This window comes from Maribacter caenipelagi (assembly GCF_004364175.1).
Classification (GTDB): Bacteria; Bacteroidota; Bacteroidia; order Flavobacteriales; family Flavobacteriaceae; genus Maribacter; species Maribacter caenipelagi.
In genome coordinates, this window is the sequence record NZ_SNZW01000018.1 from 212,567 (window position 1) to 233,911 (window position 21,345).

18 protein-coding genes are annotated in these 21,345 nt (G+C 35.8%); 13 read left to right on the top strand and 5 right to left on the bottom strand.

Features of this window, described 5'->3' with window-relative positions; translation table 11 throughout:
- The first annotated feature begins 6 nt into the window (after positions 1 to 6).
- Entirely contained in the window at positions 7 to 978 is a 972-nt protein-coding gene (locus tag DFQ03_RS17135; RefSeq protein WP_133674461.1) for a phosphotransferase, read from the top strand.
- Positions 975 to 2,246, top strand: a complete 1,272-nt coding sequence (locus DFQ03_RS17140; protein ID WP_133674462.1) for an ADP-ribosylglycohydrolase family protein — start codon at positions 975 to 977, stop codon at positions 2,244 to 2,246. Before DFQ03_RS17135 ends, DFQ03_RS17140 begins: the two co-directional genes overlap by 4 nt.
- Before the next feature lie 4 nt (positions 2,247 to 2,250).
- On the opposite strand, the gene DFQ03_RS17145 is transcribed toward DFQ03_RS17140, so the two are convergent.
- Positions 2,251 to 3,834 (bottom strand): glycoside hydrolase family 32 protein, encoded by a 1,584-nt coding sequence (locus DFQ03_RS17145; protein WP_133674463.1) that lies wholly within the window; start codon positions 3,832 to 3,834, stop codon positions 2,251 to 2,253.
- A gap of 52 nt (positions 3,835 to 3,886) precedes the next feature.
- On the opposite strand from DFQ03_RS17145, the gene DFQ03_RS17150 reads away from it, so the two are divergent.
- Genes DFQ03_RS17150 through DFQ03_RS17165 form a run of 4 tightly spaced genes read left to right on the top strand, consistent with a single transcriptional unit; the run spans position 3,887 to position 6,658 of the window.
- Positions 3,887 to 4,396, top strand: coding sequence for a rhodanese-like domain-containing protein (locus tag DFQ03_RS17150; protein ID WP_243834531.1), 510 nt, complete (start codon positions 3,887 to 3,889; stop codon positions 4,394 to 4,396).
- A gap of 29 nt (positions 4,397 to 4,425) precedes the next feature.
- Complete coding sequence (locus DFQ03_RS17155; protein WP_394346275.1) at positions 4,426 to 5,097, top strand: TIGR04282 family arsenosugar biosynthesis glycosyltransferase; 672 nt, start codon at positions 4,426 to 4,428, stop codon at positions 5,095 to 5,097.
- Entirely contained in the window at positions 5,094 to 5,909 is an 816-nt protein-coding gene (locus tag DFQ03_RS17160) for a purine-nucleoside phosphorylase (RefSeq protein ID WP_133674465.1), read from the top strand. The genes DFQ03_RS17155 and DFQ03_RS17160 overlap by 4 nt, the downstream gene beginning before the upstream one ends.
- A gap of 44 nt (positions 5,910 to 5,953) precedes the next feature.
- Complete coding sequence (locus tag DFQ03_RS17165) at positions 5,954 to 6,658, top strand: TIGR04283 family arsenosugar biosynthesis glycosyltransferase (RefSeq protein WP_133674466.1); 705 nt, start codon at positions 5,954 to 5,956, stop codon at positions 6,656 to 6,658.
- A 1-nt stretch (position 6,659) separates the two neighbouring features.
- Here the strand turns inward: DFQ03_RS17165 and DFQ03_RS17170 are convergent, their stop codons facing one another.
- The 4 genes from DFQ03_RS17170 to DFQ03_RS17185 all read right to left on the bottom strand — a co-directional run bounded on the left by DFQ03_RS17170 (position 6,660) and on the right by DFQ03_RS17185 (position 10,824).
- Positions 6,660 to 7,694 (bottom strand): N-acetylmuramoyl-L-alanine amidase family protein, encoded by a 1,035-nt coding sequence (locus tag DFQ03_RS17170; protein ID WP_133674467.1) that lies wholly within the window; start codon positions 7,692 to 7,694, stop codon positions 6,660 to 6,662.
- A gap of 66 nt (positions 7,695 to 7,760) precedes the next feature.
- Positions 7,761 to 9,026 (bottom strand): POTRA domain-containing protein, encoded by a 1,266-nt coding sequence (locus tag DFQ03_RS17175; RefSeq protein WP_133674468.1) that lies wholly within the window; start codon positions 9,024 to 9,026, stop codon positions 7,761 to 7,763.
- A 175-nt stretch (positions 9,027 to 9,201) separates the two neighbouring features.
- Positions 9,202 to 10,077 (bottom strand): hypothetical protein, encoded by an 876-nt coding sequence (locus tag DFQ03_RS17180; RefSeq protein WP_208295934.1) that lies wholly within the window; start codon positions 10,075 to 10,077, stop codon positions 9,202 to 9,204.
- A 27-nt stretch (positions 10,078 to 10,104) separates the two neighbouring features.
- Positions 10,105 to 10,824, bottom strand: coding sequence for a DUF547 domain-containing protein (locus tag DFQ03_RS17185; protein WP_394346274.1), 720 nt, complete (start codon positions 10,822 to 10,824; stop codon positions 10,105 to 10,107).
- Positions 10,825 to 11,098: 274 nt separating this feature from the next.
- Between DFQ03_RS17185 and DFQ03_RS17190 the strand changes: the two genes are divergently transcribed.
- The 7 genes from DFQ03_RS17190 (at position 11,099) to DFQ03_RS17220 (ending at position 20,456) form a co-directional block, all read left to right on the top strand.
- Entirely contained in the window at positions 11,099 to 12,445 is a 1,347-nt protein-coding gene (locus DFQ03_RS17190; protein WP_133674469.1) for an NAD(P)/FAD-dependent oxidoreductase, read from the top strand.
- Positions 12,446 to 12,474: 29 nt separating this feature from the next.
- Complete coding sequence (locus DFQ03_RS17195; protein ID WP_133674470.1) at positions 12,475 to 14,058, top strand: 4Fe-4S binding protein; 1,584 nt, start codon at positions 12,475 to 12,477, stop codon at positions 14,056 to 14,058.
- Between the two features lie 153 nt (positions 14,059 to 14,211).
- A complete protein-coding gene (locus DFQ03_RS17200) occupies positions 14,212 to 16,617 on the top strand; it encodes an alpha-L-rhamnosidase-related protein (RefSeq protein ID WP_133674471.1) in 2,406 nt (801 codons plus the stop codon).
- Positions 16,618 to 16,671: 54 nt separating this feature from the next.
- Positions 16,672 to 17,163, top strand: coding sequence for a toxin-antitoxin system YwqK family antitoxin (locus DFQ03_RS17205; RefSeq protein WP_133674472.1), 492 nt, complete (start codon positions 16,672 to 16,674; stop codon positions 17,161 to 17,163).
- Positions 17,163 to 17,852, top strand: a complete 690-nt coding sequence (locus tag DFQ03_RS17210) for a glycosyltransferase family 2 protein (protein ID WP_133674473.1) — start codon at positions 17,163 to 17,165, stop codon at positions 17,850 to 17,852. Before DFQ03_RS17205 ends, DFQ03_RS17210 begins: the two co-directional genes overlap by 1 nt.
- A 1-nt stretch (position 17,853) precedes the next feature.
- Positions 17,854 to 19,338 (top strand): cellulose synthase family protein, encoded by a 1,485-nt coding sequence (locus DFQ03_RS17215; protein ID WP_133674474.1) that lies wholly within the window; start codon positions 17,854 to 17,856, stop codon positions 19,336 to 19,338.
- 158 nt (positions 19,339 to 19,496) lie between these two features.
- Positions 19,497 to 20,456: a hypothetical protein gene (locus DFQ03_RS17220; protein ID WP_133674475.1), complete on the top strand. Its 960-nt coding sequence runs from the start codon at positions 19,497 to 19,499 to the stop codon at positions 20,454 to 20,456.
- Positions 20,457 to 21,345: the final 889 nt, after the last annotated feature.

A 21,345-nucleotide genomic window follows, 5' to 3' on the forward strand; every position in this document is an offset into this window, starting at 1 on the left:
TAGGTTGTGATACAAATTAGCGAAGACATTACATTAATTTCCCTTCAAGAATACCTATCAAATAAAGGTTGGCTTGAGAACAATGAAGAAATTACCCAAATTTCAAAAGCCGGGGAGGGCAATATGAACGTAGTCATACGCGTAATCACCAATTCTCGTTCTATCATAGTAAAACAATCACGACCATTTGTTCAGAAATACCAGAACATACCTGCACCTATAGAAAGAATAGCAGTTGAACATGAGTTTTACCAAACTGTTAGTAAAAGTGGCATCAAATCTCATACACCAAAAATTATCGGCTTTGACGTTGACGCCCATATTCTTGTAATGGAAGATTTAGGCGATTGTGACGACATGAGTTTTCTATACCATCAACAAAATATTACAGATGCACAGTTCAATACGTTAATTTTGATTCTACATCAAATTCACAATACTAAACCGCCAAGCGACTTTCCTGATAATATAAAAATGCGAGAGCTTAACCATCAGCATATTTTTGTATTGCCATTTATGATAGATAACGGATTCTCGCTGGATGATATTCAACCCGGATTACAAAACTTATCGCTTGAATACAAAGAAAATGACCAAATGAAACAAATCATCAATTCAATTGGTGATAAATACCTACATAAAGGAGATACGCTTCTACATGGCGATTATTATCCCGGAAGCTGGATGTCTACAGACAAGCAACTATTTATAATTGACCCCGAATTCGGTTTCGTCGGATTTAAAGAATTTGACCTTGGCGTTATGGCAGCGCATCTTGTTATTGCTACTAATGACCTTTCTTACATTGACAAAATTGAAGATTCTTATCCTGCAAATGTAGAAACATACTTACTCAAAAAAGTTGCCGGTATCGAAATCATGCGTAGACTAATTGGCTTGGCGCAATTACCAATTGTTAGAACTCTAGAAGAAAAAAAGAAATTACTAACCATGGCCAAAAACTTAATTCTATCATGAGATACTTAGCAATTCTTCTGTTTATTGGCTTGATAGGATGTAAAAACGATAACAAGAAATTCGATATTCCTTCTCCAACTAAAAGTAACTACGAAGTCAATACAACTCAGTTGACAGACTCCGTTTTCTATGATAAGGTTTTAGGTGCTTTAGTTGGTTCTGCAATTGGCGATGCTATGGGCGCATCTACAGAAATGTGGCATAGAAAAGAAATTCAATTAACATACGGCTATATTAACGGATTAACCCCTGCACTTCGCGAACAATCGCCCGAAGGCACCTGGGACCACAACTTATTAGACGGTGCCACTACCGACGATACCCGCTGGAAAAGTTTAATGGTGCATTATTTTAAATTGAATGAAAATGATACCAATCCTGAAAATTTTGCCGATTTTATTATTGAGTACTATAACACTTTGACCAACTCTCTTGCCAACAAAGATATTCAAATCAATACCGATGCACTAGACATACAAATTGAAAAGATAGATTGGATCAAAGAATGGGCAAGAGTTGCATTGGCCTACAAAAAAGACAACAAAAACTACCTACAGGCTCAAAACCGTTTTTATGGCGGAGAAATGTCTTGTGCCGGGCAATTGTACTCGCCCATGGTGGGGCTCATTTCTAAATCGCCCGCTGACGCTTATCAAAAAGCATATGATTTAAGCTTATTCGATATTGGCTACGCCAAAGACATTACCGCATTAGTCTCTACCATGACTTTTATGGCAACGAGAACACAAAGAATCGATTCTATTATGAGCGTGGTTAATTTTGTTGACCCTATTGGTTATGCAGACAGTAGGCTGGTAGGTCGCATACCTACCTCTATTTTAATATCGTCTCAAAAGAATGTGAGGCGAATCAATGAATTGGTATTAGATTCGACATTATTAAATGACACCATAAACTACAAAATACCAAAGGGATTCAAAGGCTCTAAACCTGACTGGATCAGACAAGAAATGCTATATCATCTACTAGAAAAAGAGGAACGTAGCATTGCATTTCACTCTGCAGAAATTTGGCAAATACTTGTAACGGCGCTTGAATTCGGACAAGGAGATTTTCAAAAAACAATGCAATTTATTGTCAACTACGGCCGCGACAATGATACTGTTGCCGCTGTAGCAGGTATGATTCTTGGCGCAAAATTAGGTTACAAAGCCTTACCACCTCAACTTAAAGAAACCGTTATCAAGGTAAACAAAGAACAAATGGGCATAGACCTAGAAGCCTTAGCCCATGTGATGAGACAATAAATAGCTAGTCCCAAACACGCTCTACTTTATGCTCTGTAAAGTCTTCTATAACTAACTCTTCTTCTGAATTATTTATAATGGTTATCGCCCTAAAAAATTCATTTGGAAATATTTGATTGGTCATTACGTATTGACCGCCATTGATAAAAAGTTCTAACGAAGAATGATCCAACAACAACACTATTTCAATTGGACCATCTGGCAAATTCGGAATTTTCATTTGTTGAACTCCCGGCGAAAATTTATCGCTAAAATCAACATTGCCAGATTTTCTTCTGTCAAGAGTTACCAACTTTTTATCTCTATCTATGTCAATACTTAAACTATCTCCATTTTTATTCCTAAAATACATTTGAGCATTCGGAACAGACAATGTAAATTTTGTTTTGCTTTGATTACTGTATTTAAGGGGAATAATTCTTTTTCTAGTAGGTAGAATCTTAATTCTGCTTTCTGGGTATGCCAAGGCAACATGCTTTTCAAAATTTTCTAAAGGATAATTAAATAGCGACAACTCATTTCCTACTTTACGTAAAGTCAACGCTCTTGGCACCGTCATGGCACTACGCCATTTTTCAGTAGGTGTTTCACGTGCATAATCCCAATTGCTCATCCAACCAATAAACACTCGTTCATTATTTGGTGCATCGTTATAGGTGACACCTGCATAATTATCCCTACCTAAATCTATCCACTTATGATCCACTTGGTCTGTCGTAAATGTTGTGCCATCAAAATCCCCTATAAAATATTGTGTACCGCTGCCTCCATTTGGCGCACCTGGGTTAATACTTATTAGAAGCACCCATTTTACTTCATCGGTACCTTCTATTTTTAACGGAAATAAATCTGGGCATTCCCATACACCACCATGCGCACCTGTTTCTTTACCGAACTCACTTACTTTTTCCCACTCTTTTAAATTTGGTGAATTCCAAATCTGCAAATGATCACCAGCCACTAAAAGCATCGTCCAAACCTCAGCTTTATCATTCCAAAAAACCTTAGGATCCCTAAAATCTTTAATTCCTGTATTACCTATAACAGGGTTCTTTTCATACTTTGTCCAGCTTTCACCATTATCTAAACTATAGGCAATACCCTGTGTTTGAAAATCATTTTTTCCGGCTTGCTCGCCTTCCATATCATGATAGGTGAAAATTGCCACCATTGCGGGATTATCTTTTGTACCAAAACCCGAGGTATTGTTATGATCCACCACTGCACTACCAGAAAATATGAATCCGTTTTCGTCAGGAAATAACGCAATTGGTTTATGCTTCCAAACCATCATATCTTTACTAACCGCGTGCCCCCAATGCATAGGCCCCCAAACCGTACTATCTGGATAGTATTGATAAAAAAGATGATATAAACTATCTTTATAAACCAATCCATTAGGATCATTCATCCATTTTTCCTCTGGTGTAAAGTGATATTGGGATCTGTATTTTTCTGTATAATAACCTGTAGGGATTTCTTCTTCTTCGATCAACTCTTGCTTTACTTCTTGTTTGCAACCAATATTGAAAATAGCGTACAGTAAAACAAATACTGTTAAGCCCTTATTCTGCAAAGTTTTAACCATAAATTCACTTTTATACCGGTACTTCTTAAATGCTAATTATAGTACCTTTGTTATGATGAAAATACTAAATTATAAGTTATTACTTTGTATCCTTGCCTTCCTTTCTTTTTCAAAATATAGCTCAGGACAAGACAAAATTTCAAAAGCGCTAGACTCTTGGAACCAGGGAACAATACCTTATGCGTATGTTGAAAATTTACCAGAGACAGATTCTATTGCATTTTTAGACACGAGAGAAAAAGAAGAATTTAAAGTAAGCCACCTTAAGAATGCTATTTGGGTGGGATATAAAAAGTTCGATGAAAAAAAGGTGTTGGAAACTATTACCGACAAATCGCAACCCATAATCGTTTACTGTTCTATTGGTGTAAGATCAGAAGATATTGGCGAGAAGCTAAAAGAATTAGGATATACCAAAATTCTAAACCTGCATGGTGGTATTTTTGAATGGAAAAATAAAGGTGGAGCCGTTTTTAACGACAAAGAAATTGAAACCGATAGCGTCCATGCTTTTAGCAAACATTGGGGAAAGCTTTTACAAGAAGGAATTAAGGTGTACTAGTTAGGAAAAATTAAAAAAATACATTGGCAATATTACAGAACAACAAAGCAGAGCGAGACGAAAAGGTTATAGACTTCACACTCGCAAACTCAAACAATCTTTTACTGATTTTCACCAGAAACCCTGAAATAGGGAAAGGAAAAAGACGTTTAGCCGCTACTATTGGCGACCAAGCCGCATTTGATATTTATAAGTTTTTATTAGATCACACCTTAGCGATTACAAAAAATTTATATGCCGAAAAAGAGGTGTATTATTCTGAAGAAATTTGGAAAAACGATATTTGGGACAATCAAAAATTCGGCAAAAAACTACAAGTAGGCGAAGATTTAGGTGCTCGTATGGCAAATGCCTTTCAAGAAGGCTTTCAGAACGAATATCAAAAAATTATTATCATTGGTAGTGACATGCTGGATCTATCTCAAGAAGATTTAGAAAATGCATTTAAAGCTTTAGAGAAAAACGATTTTGTAGTGGGGCCAGCTGAAGATGGAGGATATTATTTATTGGGTATGAAGAAATTTATGCCGGCACTTTTCAAAAACAAAACTTGGGGTACAGAAACCGTTTTAAAAGACACTTTAGCTGACCTCGCAAATGAAACCACTGCCCTTTTAGAAACAAAAAACGACGTAGACTATTACGAGGACATAAAGGATATTGATGCCTTTAAACCCTTTTTAAAACATATAAACTTATGATGAAAGATGAACTTTTAGAATCTGTAGCATACCTTAAAAACAAAGGTTTTGACAAACCTGAAATTGGTATTGTACTAGGCACAGGATTAGGAAAATTAGTTGACAGTGTAGAAGACCCCATTGAGGCACATTACAATCACATTCCATTTTTTCCATTGGCAACAGTGGAATTTCATACGGGTAAATTGGTATACGGAACCATTTCTGGAAAGAAAGTAGTGGTAATGCAAGGTCGTTTTCATTTATATGAAGGTTATGACTTTTTAGATATCACCTACCCTATTCGTGTTATGCACATGTTGGGTATTTCTAAACTGTTTATCTCTAACGCAGCTGGTGCGGTAAACCTTGACTTTAAAAAAGGTGATATGATGTTGATCGAAGACCACATTAACTTACAGGGTGGTTCGCCATTGGCTTTTAAAGGAGTAAGTGAATTTGGAGAACGTTTTGCTGACATGTCTGAACCCTATGATGTGGACATGCGTAAAAAGCTGATCACCATTGCCAAAGACAATGATATTTCTTTGAAACAGGGTGTTTACGCTTCTGTTGTAGGACCTCAACTAGAAACAAAAGCTGAATACAGAATGATTAAATTAATTGGTGCAGATGCCGTAGGTATGAGTACCGTACCAGAGGTTATTGTAGCCAATCATTTGTCATTACCTATTGTTGCTGTTTCTGTATTAACAGATGAATGTGACCCAGACAATCTAAAGCCTGTAGACATCAGCGAAATCATTGCTATTGCTGAAAAAACCGAACCTAAAATGGTGAAGTTATTTCAAGAATTGATCAAGCAGTTGTAAGGATTACTAGTATTTGGCTACCATAAGTAAACAAACAATATTGTATGAGTGCCCACCAGCCAACCATTAGTATTATTATACCGGTATTGAATGAAGAAAAATACATTAAAGATGTACTTTTTGCTATTTCAACCAATTCAGGCTCTGAACGCATTAAAGAAATACTAGTGGTTGATGGCGGCAGCACAGATCACACCGTTGCAAATGCGCTAAAACATGGTGCATCTGTCTTTAAAAGCAAAAAAGGACGTGCAGCACAAATGAACTTCGGCGCAACAAAAGCAACGGGAGATATTCTCTATTTTTTACATGTAGATTCTTTACCTCCAAAAGATTTTGATAAGGCTATTATCAATGAAATTGACCGAGGTTTTGAGGTGGGTTGTTTTCAAATGCGCTTTAATAGTAACAGCCACTTTTTAAAATTCTTTTCTTGGTGTACTCGCATAAATCTTCAAATTTGTCGTGGTGGGGATCAGTCGCTATTCATTACCAACAAACTATTTCACCAATTGAACGGCTTCAATGAAAATTATATTATTTATGAGGACAATGAATTTATTCAGCGGGTGTATAAACTAAGACCTTTCAAAATTATTTCTTCGGCTGTCACTACTTCAGCTCGTCGTTATGAAGAACGTGGCATGGTTAGGCTACAATATCATTTTGGCATGATTCATTTAAAATACCATTTGGGAGCAAAACCAATGGAGCTGCATCAATATTACTTGAAGTATATAATTGCATAACCTACTCGCCCTCAAAATCTAACAACACACCTTCACTGATCCATTTTGCCAATGCCTGGCGATTATCTGGATCTAGAATTCTGACCTGATCTTTTTTATTTCTAATATTACCAATCTCAATATATGCCATTGCAGGATGGGTCTTTTTTACCAAATACAGTGAAGTTCTATCTTCAAAAGTTCCTGAATAGGTTCTGTTAGGCTGATATTTCTTGTATTTGGCACCGAAAGTTTTATGAATGCTTTCTGCTAGTTTTTCTCCGTTTTTACTTTTCTCGTGGTGGTAAAAGAAAACATCTATATTTTGATTTTCACTTCTACTATCTACATGGGTTACGATCAAACGCTGATATTTACCCCTATGATCTTTATACAGATCATTCACAATATCTACCCGCTGCTTTAATCTGGCAACTTGGTTTAGTGGAATTGTCTTATTCATATAAGCAACTTCATCGTGGTCAATTTCAAGAACAAAATCATCTCTAATTCCGTCATTTTCGTCTTGTATAATGATATATACTTCTGCACCATGAGCTAATAACTCTTTAGCCAATCGTAAGGTAATATCATAGGCATACTCATCTTCAGATATTTCCTTGCCCGCATAAATATCCATAGCACCAGGATCTGGACCACCATGACCTGAAACCAAATAATATATATTGCCTTTTAATCTTTCACTTTTAGCAATGACCGTTTTATGCTTCTCTCCAAAAATGTCGTAAGCATCACTTTCTAACTCTTTAATTTCTTTTGATTGCAGCTGCAAAGAATCTACTATAGCTACGGTATCTAATTTTATTCTTGGAAGTACATAAATTCTACCAGCAACTAGATCCACACTATCGCGCAAATCATGATGATTTAAGGCTACAAATTCGTCATAAGCCTCATACGGATTAACACCTTGCTTTCTTAATAGCGACAAAATTCCGTCACCAGGTTCTGCAACAACCGTTTTCAACGAATCTTGCGCAACGCAAAAACCGCTAATAAACAATAAAAATATTATGGTAAAACTGTTGTATTTCATGCTATTATTGAAAGCAAGGTCTATGCCATAATTTATATATGACCACCTTTTGAATCACAAAGATTGCTAAAAATATTGACCAATACCAAAGACAATTCCGTTGTCGCCATCTTTTGTGATTCCGTAGCCGTAATCTATCCTAAAAATCGCATTGAAAATTCGCTTGTGCAAAAATCGGAGTCCGACACCTGGGTATATTCTAAGATTCTCACTCTTCAGCAAATCATCAAATCCGCCTGCGGGGTTTCTCCATGTACCACCATCAACAAAGACATTACCTTGAAGCACAAACTTATTTTTATCTATCAGGGTTTGTCGGTATTCAGTATTCAAAACAACCATACCTGTACCTCTATCAATGGTATTACCGACTCCTCTAATATTTAAGTTATTATCTACGGTAAAGGGTGCAAACGGACTATCAACATTACTTGCCAAACCTAAACGTAGCCTGTTTGCCCAATTACCCCTATCGCCAATTCTTTTGAAGTAGGTAAAATCATTGAACCCGATTAAAAACTCGGGTAAATTAGAATTGGTGCTACCTACATATTGTAAATTTAACTGACTTCTAAAGCCTTCTAAATAGTGGTAGAAATAATCTAAACTATTAAAATCATAAATGAACTTGAACAAATGCTTGTCTACATTTAAGCTCAATGGTACACCTGCACTGGTAGCACCCTCAATATATTGGTAGTCTTCAGTAAAGAAACTAAAGCCCAGCTCCATTCTATTTTTAAAATTGAGCTCATACAGACCTAAGAGTTCAAATCCGGTATTACTATACTTATAATCTGCTGTATCATCTTGAAAAAATACAGGTTCCAACGTGGTGAAATCATTGTAGTTTAGTGCGAGACCTAATTTATTAGAAAATAGATATGGCGCTCGTACACTCAACCCGAAAGAACTATAATTATCATACTGATAAAAAGCACCTAGCGTAATGTTGCGACCAAAAGAATTAAACTCTTGCAGCCCAATTCTAAATGCAAAATTGTCGTTTGATGAACTAAAAAGATTTGCAAAGGGGATTAATGTGAAATTTTCTTCAATAACATATTTAACTTCACAGGTTTCATTTGGCATCGAACTGACCTTATAATAGGCATGAGAAATGGACGGCAACCTTTTTAAACGTAGTATATCTCTATTCATAAGAACAGAATCCAAGACCATACCTTCCTCTAAATTTACAAGATTCTTTATAAAAGAAATCTTAGTGCGGTTTGCTCCTTCAAAATTCACTTCTGCCACCCTTACATCTTGCCCTTGCATAAAAACGCCGGCAATTAATAGCATAAAAAAAGGAAGTGTTTTTATATTCATTTTTTTCAAATACACAGGCTAAATCTTTATGAATCTTTAATTATGATTTTCAATATAGAACAAAATATAGGCGTAATCAATTATAATTCAAAAGCGTAGCTGTACACAACAAAAAAAGAGCCTAGCTATACTGCATGTTAGCCAAAAGCTCTTTTAAGGAACACTTAAACTAATTTTAAAATATACCGCGCAAGCCTAAATTAAAGGTTTGCCCTAGTCCTGTATTATTGCCACGCACAAAGTTGGTGTACAGCACCTCTAAGTTCAAAGCATTTGTCAATTGATATTTTGCACCACCACCTAAGGCCGTAAAATCTTGTGTGAAATTGTTTCCTAAATCTAAACGCTGAGAATGTTGCGCCAATGCCAAAACGGTAAACTTACTTGTTGGAAAATAGCTAAGAAATAAACCCGGACTAAGGTTTAAACTGTTATTGGCAAAACTTTCTTCCTTATCACCAAAGCTTAGCTCTGAGTTGATTTCACTAAATAGTTGCCACTTGTCGCCTGGAAAAGTATAGTCGTAAAAGAATCTATTCTGCCAGATGTATCCTTTCTGATCTAGAAAGACGCCGTTCTCAGTTTCATTATCAACTAACGGAATAAAGAATGAACTTTGAATAGAAAAATTACTGACCGAAGCTATCGGTACAAACTTCACCGATGGCGCAATTGAAGTAAGTCCGGATCTGGCGGTGTTGTTCTCCCCATCAAACTTAAATACATCTAAGGCACTTCTATCACCAATTACATTTGACCTAAATTCTAAGATAGCACCTACATTCCACCGTTTATTAGTACCTACACCTGTATACCCTTCAATTGTAGACGTAAAAAATGTTTGCCTTGGTTCTGTACCTTCTGAAAATGTACTTTCGGTTTGGGTGTATAAATTATTGAACCATTTTACATCATACTGACCTTTTCCAACCAATTTTGATGGCGTGTATTGTTGTATATTACTTTTCTGTTGCAAACTATCTTGGCTATACCCTTTAAAAAAGGCACAAAAAGCCACTGCAAGAAATAAATTTCTAATTAAAACACTCATTTTTGGGTTTTTAAAATTCTTAATTGATTATTTAGCTTCGTTCAAAGTCCAGTCGTAAGGATAATAAGAAACCCTAGCCTTCTCTGGCAATTGCTCTTTTCTATAGGTATTAATGAAATCTACCGTACTTCCTCTTTGTTCAAAATCACCCTTGTACCACTCAAACAATTGTGAAATCTGGACTTTATTTTTATTTACTTTAATAAAATTAGGATTGTTCAATGCCAAAACGGTCTGCTTCTGCAATTGACTTTCTAATGTTTTAGGGCTGTAAGCCGTGTTTATAATTGGTGGACATCCTAAACCTGCGCAAACCAATACAAAATGAAACCTTGCTTCTGTTGGGAATTCTGCTCTTAACAGATTATTCTCTATGCCGTTCAAGGTTACAGACTTACCGCCAACATCATGCTTTGTTTTATCAAAAAACCCGGCTACATCTAAAGGAGATTTTAATGGATAATTCTTAACGATACCATCTATAACAAGTAGATTGTAAGCATTGATCCAAAAAGCCTGATACGTTACAGCATCAGATTTAGAAACCGTTAAACCTTTTGCAGTTGCCAATACCGCGTTCAAAGTTTCAGGATTACTTTTTATAGCTGCGTACTTTACTTTACCATTAACAACATTCTCCTTAAAAAAACTATCGCTTTTGTTAAAAAAGGTTACTACATCTTGTGCAGAAACACTGGTAACTATTAAAAAGAAAAACAACGACTGTATAAAAGTTCTATTCATCATATTTTAATTTTAGCATCGCTTTTGAGTTTGTTTAAGTCGGTCATATTTTAAAAACCATACAAGCAAAAAAATTATTCTTGTCGATTTTTTTGATAGTTACATCTTATTTAAACCTTTATAATCAATACTTTACAAAGACTTTTTTATTTCAATAAAACGCAAACTACGGCAAAAAGTATCACAGAGTTATAACAATTTTATAATCTTTCTAAATTAAAAGTAGGCTATTAAGTTCTTACCTTTAATACCGACACAACGAGCAACAAAAGCATATATGGATCATATTGTAATTATTGGTAATGGCATTTCCGGGGTCACTTTAGCTCGGCATATTCGTAAACTATCAGACAAAAAAATCACCATTATTTCTGCAGAAAGTGACTATTTCTTCTCCCGTACCGCATTAATGTATGTTTACATGGGTCATATGAAATTTGAACATACCCAACCTTACGAAAACTGGTTTTGGAAGAAAAACAGAATCGACCTCGTAAAAGGGTTTGTAGAAAAAGTAGAAACGGATTCTAAAAAACTACTTTTAAAAGACAGCTCTTACATATCATATGATAAACTAATCATTGCAACAGGTTCTAAACCCAACAAGTTTGGCTGGCCAGGACAAGACTTAAAAGGTGTACAAGGTCTGTATTCAAAACAAGACTTAGAGATGCTTGAAAAAAATGCACCCAACAATAAGGTTTGTAATCGTGCGGTAATTGTTGGTGGCGGACTCATTGGTATAGAGATGGCAGAAATGTTGCGTTCTCGAGAAATACCGGTTACCTTTTTGGTGCGAGAAAAGAGCTTTTGGAACGGCGTATTACCTGCTGGGGAATCTGCTATGATCAACGAACATATTTTAGAACATCATATTGACTTACAATTAGACACCAATCTTGAAAAAATAATTTCTGATGACAATGGGCGCGCAAAAGCTGTTGTAACCGATAAAGGCGAAACCATAGAATGTAACGTTGTTGGCTTAACTGCGGGAGTTGCCCCAAATATAGATTTCTTGAAAGATTCCGGTATTGAATTAGGCAGGGGCATTAAGGTAAACCGTTTTTTAGAGACCAACGTAAAAGACGTATACGCAATAGGCGATTGCGCAGAACAGCACGAAGGTATTGGCAGCAGAAGACCAATTGAAGCTGTTTGGTACACCGGTAGAATGATGGGCGAAGCACTAGCACAAACCATTTGTGGACAAAAAAGAGAATACAACCCCGGCCACTGGTTCAATTCGGCTAAATTTTTAGATGTAGAATATCAAACCTACGGATGGGTCTTTAGCGAGCGTAGCAAAAAAGATAATGAACACCATTTTCATTGGCGCCATGCTACTGAAAAGATTTGTATAACTGTAGCATTTGACAAAGACAGCTATCAATTTTTAGGCATCAACACCTTTGGAATTCGAATGAGACATGAAATCTTTGACCAATGGTTAACAGAGAACAAAGACATAGACCATGTCATGACCTATTTAAAGGGTGCCAATTTTGATCCGGAGTTCTACAAACTTTATGAGGATGAAATTGTCGCTAAATACAATGCTGATTTTAATAAGAACATCAGCCCTAAGAAAAAAAGCTGGAAACGTATTTTCAGTATCGCCTAACTCAATAACAAATACAAACAACACCTACTATGGGTAATTTTGACAGAAGTATGTCACTTGCGGGCGAACCGCCTAAAGCATTAAACACAGGCCAAAAATTGGCAGTATTAGTAGGTATGACCGGTATGGGCATACTTATATTACAATTGTTCAACTTAAAATTAGGCAATAGTGCCTTGTGGTTAACAATTTCTATCGTAGCTATTTTTACTGGTATTATTTGGTTTTCACAAGCTGCATACGCACACAAGCAAAAAGGCATTAAGAATGACGGCGTATGGTTTAAATCCATATCCAGTAGAGGTGTATTGGCTTGGATGGCAGGTATTGCCTTAACGGGATTTTATATTGTACTCTATTTTTATCCGCAGTACTTAGGTTTGGTAAAAGATGGCGACAATACTGGTTTAATTGCCCTATTCGACCCTTTAAGCAAAGGCTTGAGCGGAAACCCTGCCAGCCAATGGTTCGTTTACGGTACCATGTATACCGTTGCTATTTTGGCTTTCGGCGCAAAATTCATTTGGAAATACCGCCATAATAAATACGAGCAATTGAGAACGGTCAGTGTTATGTTCTTTCAGACCGCATTTGCTTTTTTTATTCCAGAAATTATGGCGCGTTTAAATGGGGATTTGCCTTATTACGATTTAAAAAACATGTGGCCTTTAAACTATTACAATTTTGAACGTTACCGTATTAATGGCTTTATAGATTCTGGTAGTGTTGGTATGACCATGTTATTTTTTGGTATCATTTCTATCTTTGTAATTTCTCCGTTTTTAACCTACAAATACGGTAAACGTTGGTATTGCTCTTGGGTATGTGGTTGTGGCGGATTGGCTGAAACTGCCGGTGATTCTTTTCGTCAATTAAGTGACAAGTCTAAATTTGCTTGGAAAGTGGAACGTTGGGTAGTACATAGTGTAGTAGTATTCGTCACTTTAATGACTACGGCGGTTATTTACTCCTATTTAGGTAATGACACCAGTAAATATTGGCTTACCAAAACCATGTTTATTTCTGGGGTTGCCGTTATTTTAACCGCAATATTTGCTTGGGTAATGATCTATAAAAGAGAAGAACTGGCAAAAGATGCCAGATATGGTGCTATTGGATACTTTACTATTATCGCCGTATTAATTGGTATGCACTTTTTTAGTGGTTCTGGAAACATATTTATATTCAAGGCAGAAACGCTACGTACCACTTACAGCTTTTTAATTGGTAGTATTTTCTCTGGAGTTATAGGAACAGGATTCTATCCCATTTTAGGAAATCGAGTTTGGTGCAGATTTGGATGCCCAATGGCAGCTATGCTAGGTTTTCAACAACGTATGTTCTCTAAATTTAGAATTACGACCAATGGTGGGCAATGCATTTCTTGTGGTAACTGTTCTACCTACTGCGAAATGGGTATCGATGTTCGTGCTTATGCTCAAAAAGGGGAAAACATTGTACGCTCTAGTTGTGTAGGTTGTGGTATTTGTTCTGCGGTTTGCCCAAGGGGAGTTTTAAAATTAGAGAACGGACCTGAAAAAGGACGTATTAACTCTAAAGATGTCTTATTAGGTAACGATGTTGACTTAATGGATTTGGTGAATAGCAAATAGATTTCTAATCTAAAATAGTACGACATATTTTAGCATCATAACTATTCTAATTTTATTCACTAGCATTTTATAAAAGGAAAAAGATCATGAAAGACTCGTTTCTACTAATCTTTCATGATCTTTACAACCTACTAAAAACAACTTAAAAATTACATGAACCGCTTTTTATTCTTACTTTTTTTACTATCTCTTTCCGCTAAATCACAAACGGAACTTAATTACCCTAAGATTGTTTATGGCAAAGAAAATATCAGTGCCAGTTGGGTAAGTCACCCAGATATAAAAGGCGGTAAAGACACAGCGGTTTTATTTCGTAATACATTTAATATTGATGATTTAAAGGCAGATTTTATTATCAATATTTCTGCTGACAACCATTACTTTCTATATGTAAACGGCCTGTTTATTACTCATGGACCGCAATTGAGCGATATTCAACATTATAAATTTGAAACCTTAAACTTGAAAGATTTCCTGAAGCAGGGAAAAAATGTAATTGCCGTTAAGGTCATCAATTTTGGAAAAAGAAGGTTTTTGGGTATGCAATCTATTTTCACTAGTGTCATGATAAACGGCGTTACTGAAAATGCCAAAATTATTAATACAACAGGATTCAATGATACTTGGGTAAGTACCATTGACGAATCTTACAAAGCGAACGAAGTCATTTGGAGGGGTGATAAGGAAAAGGCCATCGTTGGAGGATTCTATGCCAACAACCCTACCGATATTGTGGATATGAACCAATACCCTACGCATTGGGAAACCCTAGATTTTGATGACTCTGAATGGAAAAAAGTAGAGTTTTTTGAGAATGCCAGTAGTATGGGAGGCTCTATTGCCTATTTACTAGAACCTCGTAATTTACCTTTACTTTCTTGGGATGAAGAAAGAATTGCAAGCATTGTCCGTTCTTCGAAACCTCTTGAAACTGAGTTTCCGGTGTTGGGTACTTTGACACTTGCCCCACACACAAAAGCTACTTTTCTTTTAGATCAGCAATACGTTACCAACGGATTTCCCGAACTGCAATTCAGCAAAGGAAAATTGGCAACGATCACCATTAAATATGCAGAAAATCTTTTTGGAGCCAACAATGAAAAAGGGGACCGTAACGAAATAGAGAACAAAAAGCTTTTAGGTTACTACGACGAAATTATTTCTAACGGAGAAGCTTCTCAGAAATTCATACCGAATTGGATGCGCACCTTCCGTTTCATTGAATTCGAAATTGAGACCAAAGACCAAGAACTTGTTCTAGAAAAATTTATAAACCACCGATCAAGAACTACCATACCTTCTATTGCCAAGTTCAAGTCTGACGACGAAATGTACAATGACATTTTCGAAATCTGTAAGCGTACTATTGATATCTGTACACAAGATTACTTTTTAAGTGATGCCTATTACGAAACCATGCAGTATGTGGGCGATACAAAAATACAGGGCTTAGTTTGGGAAGCCTTGAGCGGTAATGCCGAACATACTAAAAATGCCATTCGCCAGTTTGATCAGTCTAGAGATTCTGAAGGTAATATTTTAGGCGCCTACCCACTTCGTTCTACCTTTATTTACCCCACGTATTCTTTAGTTTGGGTAGATATGATTGCAGATCGGTACAACACCTCTGGCAATAAAGATTTTATACACGCCTATAAAGATGGCATTATCAATACTTTAGCCGGATTCGAAAAAAATATGAACGACCTTAATTTGGTCAACAAAACACCATACCGATATTTTGTAGATTGGTATACCGGTCTAAATAACGGCAGTGGCACAGCTACCAAAAACGACGGTCTCAACTCTGCCGTGGTCAGTTTACATTATGTGCATGCCTTACAAAATGCATCACACCTTTTTGATGAAATCGCAGATGAACAAACTTCTTTAAAATACAAGAATAGAGCGCAAGAAATCATTACATCGGTTTACAAACTTTGCTATGATTCTGATAGAAATCTATTTGCCGAAAGACCGGATAAGACCATTTACGATCAGCATACCAATATTATGGCGATATTGACAGATGCTATCCCACAAAATGAGCAAAGGGCGCTTTTAGATAAAATTCTTAACGAAAAAGACTTACTACAAGCTACTTACTATTATCGTTTTTATCTTTTTGAAGCGATTAAAAAAGTAGGTGCTCCAGAATTATTCGATGTCGCTCAAAAACCATGGGAACAAATGATAAATAACCACATGACCACAACCTTAGAACGTTTTGAAAGTGTTGAAAAACCAACAAGATCAGAAGTACACCCATGGAGTGCATCGCCAGCATATTTTTATTTTAATTACCTGGCAGGCATCCGGTCTGTACAAAATGATTTTGAAGAGGTAGAAATTGCTCCGGTATTCGGCAAACTAAATGAAATAGTAGGTTTACTTCCTACATCGAAAGGTAATATTGAATTTGAATTAAAGAGAACAAAGAATAAATTATCCGCAGAAATAACCATTCCTACAACCATAAAAGGCAACTTAATTTGGCAGGGAACTGCTATTCCGCTTAAAAAAGGAAAAAATACCTACACCATAAAAAGTCGAAAATAACGGCTTGATCTTTGGTGTAGTTATGACCTAGATATTAATCTAATATTTTAAAAAATGAAGCTATTTAAACTCTTTTACCCCGCTATTATTTGTTTAGGCCTGTTAGCTTTTATAAACCCTGAAGACAAACGTTATGAACGTAACTATTATGATGATGGCACTTTAAAAAGTGAAGGGTGGGTTCGCTATAGTACCAAAACGGATTACTGGACTTTCTACCACCCAAACGGTTATAAGTCTGAACAAGGATATTACGCATATGGCAAAAAAGAGAAATATTGGTTCTTTTTTAGCGAAGACCGTATTAGAATTAAAGAGGGAAAATTCGTTGAAAACAAAGAAATAGGTTGGTGGTTGTTTTACGACAAAAAAGGACGTGTAAATCACAAATGCCAGTTATCAAAAGGAATCAAAGACGGATATTGTCTAAAATACAAGGATACAAAATTGATATCTGCAGAGAAATATAGCATGGGTGAAAAAGTTAAGGAATGGACATCTTTTCGTTCTTTTACCCATGAAAACAGTTTATCAGATTTAAAATAATGACAGATATTAAAGTAATTATACCAGCTTTTAACGAAGCAGATTCCATTGCCCATGTCATCAAAGATCTGCCAAAATCGGTGTCTGAGGTAATCGTTGTGAACAATAATTCTACCGACGATACCGTAAAAAATGCAGAAGCTGCAGAAGCTACCGTACTTACCGAAACCAAAAAAGGTTATGGCTATGCATGCCTTAAAGGTTTAGATTATGTTGCTTCGACATCTAAACAACCCGACATTATCGTATTTATTGATGGAGACTACTCTGATTATCCAGAAGAGCTAGATAAGGTGGTCGCTCCTATTTTAAAAGATAATATCGATTTTGTAGTAGGTGCCAGAACAAAAAGCTTGCGAGAAGAAGGTTCGATGACGCCGCAACAGGTTTTTGGCAACTGGTTGGCGACATTTTTAATGCGATTATTTTTTGGTGCAAAATTTACGGATTTAGGTCCTTTTAGGGCTATTAAATACGAAAAACTCAAAGAATTGAACATGGAAGATAAAACTTATGGATGGACGGTTGAAATGCAACTGAAAATTCTTAAGAAAAAAATGACATATACCGAAGTACCAGTACGTTACAAACGAAGAATTGGCATCTCAAAAGTGTCAGGAACCGTAAAAGGTAGTATATTTGCTGGCATAAAAATTTTGGGGTGGATCTTCAAATACAGTATTAAATAATATGGCACTAGCTTTAGCTTATTTTATTATCATAATTTATAGTATCTCATTACTATTGATTTTCTTTTATAGCTTGGCGCAGCTGAACTTGCTAATCAATTACTTATCGCAAAAAAGAGAGAACACAACAGCACCAAAATTTAATCTGTTAGACCCAAAAGAAATTCCATTCGTAACCATTCAGCTTCCTGTTTTTAACGAGGAATATGTAATGGATAGGTTATTAGAGAACATCGCAAAAATAGAATACCCTAAAAGTAAATTAGAGATTCAGGTACTAGATGATTCTACAGATGACACTGTAATTACTACAGCTGCTAGTGTTGCAAAATTACAAGAGACTGGTTTAGACATTCAACATATTACAAGAACGGATAGATCTGGTTTTAAAGCAGGTGCTTTAAAAGAAGGACTTAAAATAGCAAAGGGTGAGTTCATCGCAATTTTTGATGCCGATTTTTTACCGGCTTCAGATTGGTTGAAGAAAACCGTTATCTATTTTAAAGATGAAGAAATTGGTGTGGTACAGACCCGTTGGGGCCACTTGAACCGCGACTACTCTACCCTAACAAAAATACAGGCATTTGCACTTGATGCTCATTTTACCTTAGAGCAAGTTGGGCGTAACAGTAAAGGTCATTTCATCAACTTTAACGGTACCGCTGGTATTTGGAGAAAAGAATGTATTATAGACGCCGGTAACTGGGAAGGCGACACCCTTACCGAAGATTTAGATCTTAGCTACCGTGCACAATTAAAAAACTGGAAATTCAAGTATTTAGAAAATGTGGAGACTCCCGCTGAACTACCTGTAGTGATAAGTGCAGCTCGTTCACAACAATTTCGTTGGAACAAAGGTGGTGCCGAGAACTTTAGAAAAACAGTTTGGAGCGTTGTTACCGCTAAGAACATTCCCTTTAAAACAAAGTTTCATGGTGTAATGCACTTACTGAACAGTTCAATGTTCTTATGTGTATTCTTAGTTGCTTTATTAAGCATACCATCGCTTTATATTAAGAATACTTATGGTCATTTAGACTGGGTATTCTCTCTATTAAGCTTATTTACAGTAAGTACAATTATACTATTTGTTTGCTATTGGTTCACCTATAAGAGCATACAAGGCAGTGGCTTTAACAACTTTGTAGATTACATACGTATATTCTTTACCTTTTTCTCTGTGGCATTAGGTTTCTCTTTACACAATACTATTGCCGTACTAGAAGGGCATATGGGTAAACGAAGTGAATTTGTACGTACACCAAAATTCAACATTAGCACCTTAAAGCAAAGTTGGAAAGGCAATAAGTACCTTGCAAAAAAATTATCACCTAATATGATTTTAGAATTTGCCTTAATGGTCTATTTCATGTTTGGCATGTACAGCGCAATACCACTAAATGATTTTGGTTTGTTTCCATTTCATTTTATGTTGTTCTTAGGCTTCGGGTTCGTATTCTTCAAATCATTGACCTCAAGAGCTTAAAACTAATTTTAACGATATTAAAAAAAGGGATAGCCATTGGCTATCCCTTTTTTTAATATCTATTCCTCTAATTTGCTTAATTTACATCTATAATAAGGATATGATTACTTGTATTCATATTCGCCTGATATAAGATGTATAGTTACTAATAACTATATATGATTGTTACCACCAATATGAAAAAAATAATTTTACTTGTCTTAACTATAATAAATTCAACCACAACTTCTTGTCAAGATAAAATTAATAATAATTTGACACCAGAACATAAAGAGGTTAACGGAACAAAAATTAGCATCATACCTCCAGATGGATTTACAACTGCTTCAAATTTCTTAGGTTTTCAACAAACTCAAAGTGGTGCGAGCATAATGATTTTAGACATTCCGGGACCGTTTTCAGAAGTTTCTAAAGGGATGACAAAAGAAGGATTGCTATCTCAAGGGATGGCTCTAAAAGAAAAAGAAAAATTGACATTAAATGATTTGCCAGCTATACTTCTAAAAGCAGAACAAAATGCTTACGGCAATATTTATACTAAATATATTCTTGCATTTGGAACAGAAAAAGAATCAATTCTAATAAATGGTACTTTTCCACAAAATATTGAAGATTTAAATCAAGTTCTCAAAAAATCACTTTTAAGTACAGTCTATGATTCTGGTAAAAATATCAATCCATTTGACACAGTTGACTTTGAAATATCCTCTGATGGAACTGATTTTATTTTTGCAAAAAACATATCAAATTCCTTAATATTTAATCGTGATGGGAAAATCCCAACAGAATCAAATGACAAAGCGTCGTTAATTATATTAAAAGCATTTTCAGAAGTAGATATTGAGGACAAAAAGCTTTTCTCAATGAATCGCATTAAACAATTACCTCTTGAAATTGAAAAAATAATTTCTATCGAACCTATTGAAATAGATGGAATTAGCGGCTATGAAATTGTGGCTGATGGAAAAGACAAAAAAACTGGGGATAAAGAAAAAGCTTATCAAGTTATATTATTTAGTGATTCACTTTATTATATGCTGTTCGGGTCTTCTGGATCAGATTTTGACAACAATATTGAGTTATTTAGAAAATTGGCAAAAACATTTAGGCGGAAATAAAATACTGGTGGTAACAAAACCTAAACGTAATGCGGGCTTTAGGGCAAAACAGGAAGGTCTGTGTATATTTATGAAGTCGCTAAATCTTATGGATTTAGCTTTAGAACAAGAAAAAATAAAACTAAACAATAAGCTTTAGCTTCGTGCGCAGACGGAAACGAAAAGATTCCTTACTACCGCACTACGCTTAGCCGCAACGTTAACGGCAATAAGCTTTTAAAAAATTAGAGTATAAATCGGGGCTTTGCCATTTTTTACTTTTTACCCTATATTTTCTTATCAGTTCGTAAGTAGTAACGTTTATCGGAAAAGCAAAAAATCTACGGTTTTTGTATTTTAAGTATATCTAAATCTTGTGGTTTGGGCTTAAAAAAAGAGCAGCTATCGGGGTATTCCCTTTTGCCGCCAGCACGCAATCTGTGCGCAATCGTTATGCAGTCGGAATTTTGGTTCGTCATTAATTGTTAAAGTTCTATATGTAGACTAAACTATATTTATGTCCGCAAAGGTCTGTCGCTGGATGGAAAATGCGGCAAAACTACGGGTACTGTCCGTTTGGCTTGTCTTAAGGGTTTGGCATGCGCTGCTTAATGCCGCTAACATTACCTATAAGTAATGCGTGGCTCGGGGTTTTATAAAATGGTTTGGCTATATTTATGATGTCGCTAAATCTGTTGGATTTAGCTTTGGACAAAACAAAAAACAAATCAAAACCAAAAGCTTTAGCTCAGCGCGTATCCGGAAATCCGTCGGATTTCCCAAACGCACTACTCATAGCTTTGGCGTTGTAGCTAATTTTGAAAAATGGGAGTCGGGGTTTTAATATTATATATTATTGGACTTATCATATTGGTTCTGTCCCCAATAGCATATTTCGGACTTAAGAAAT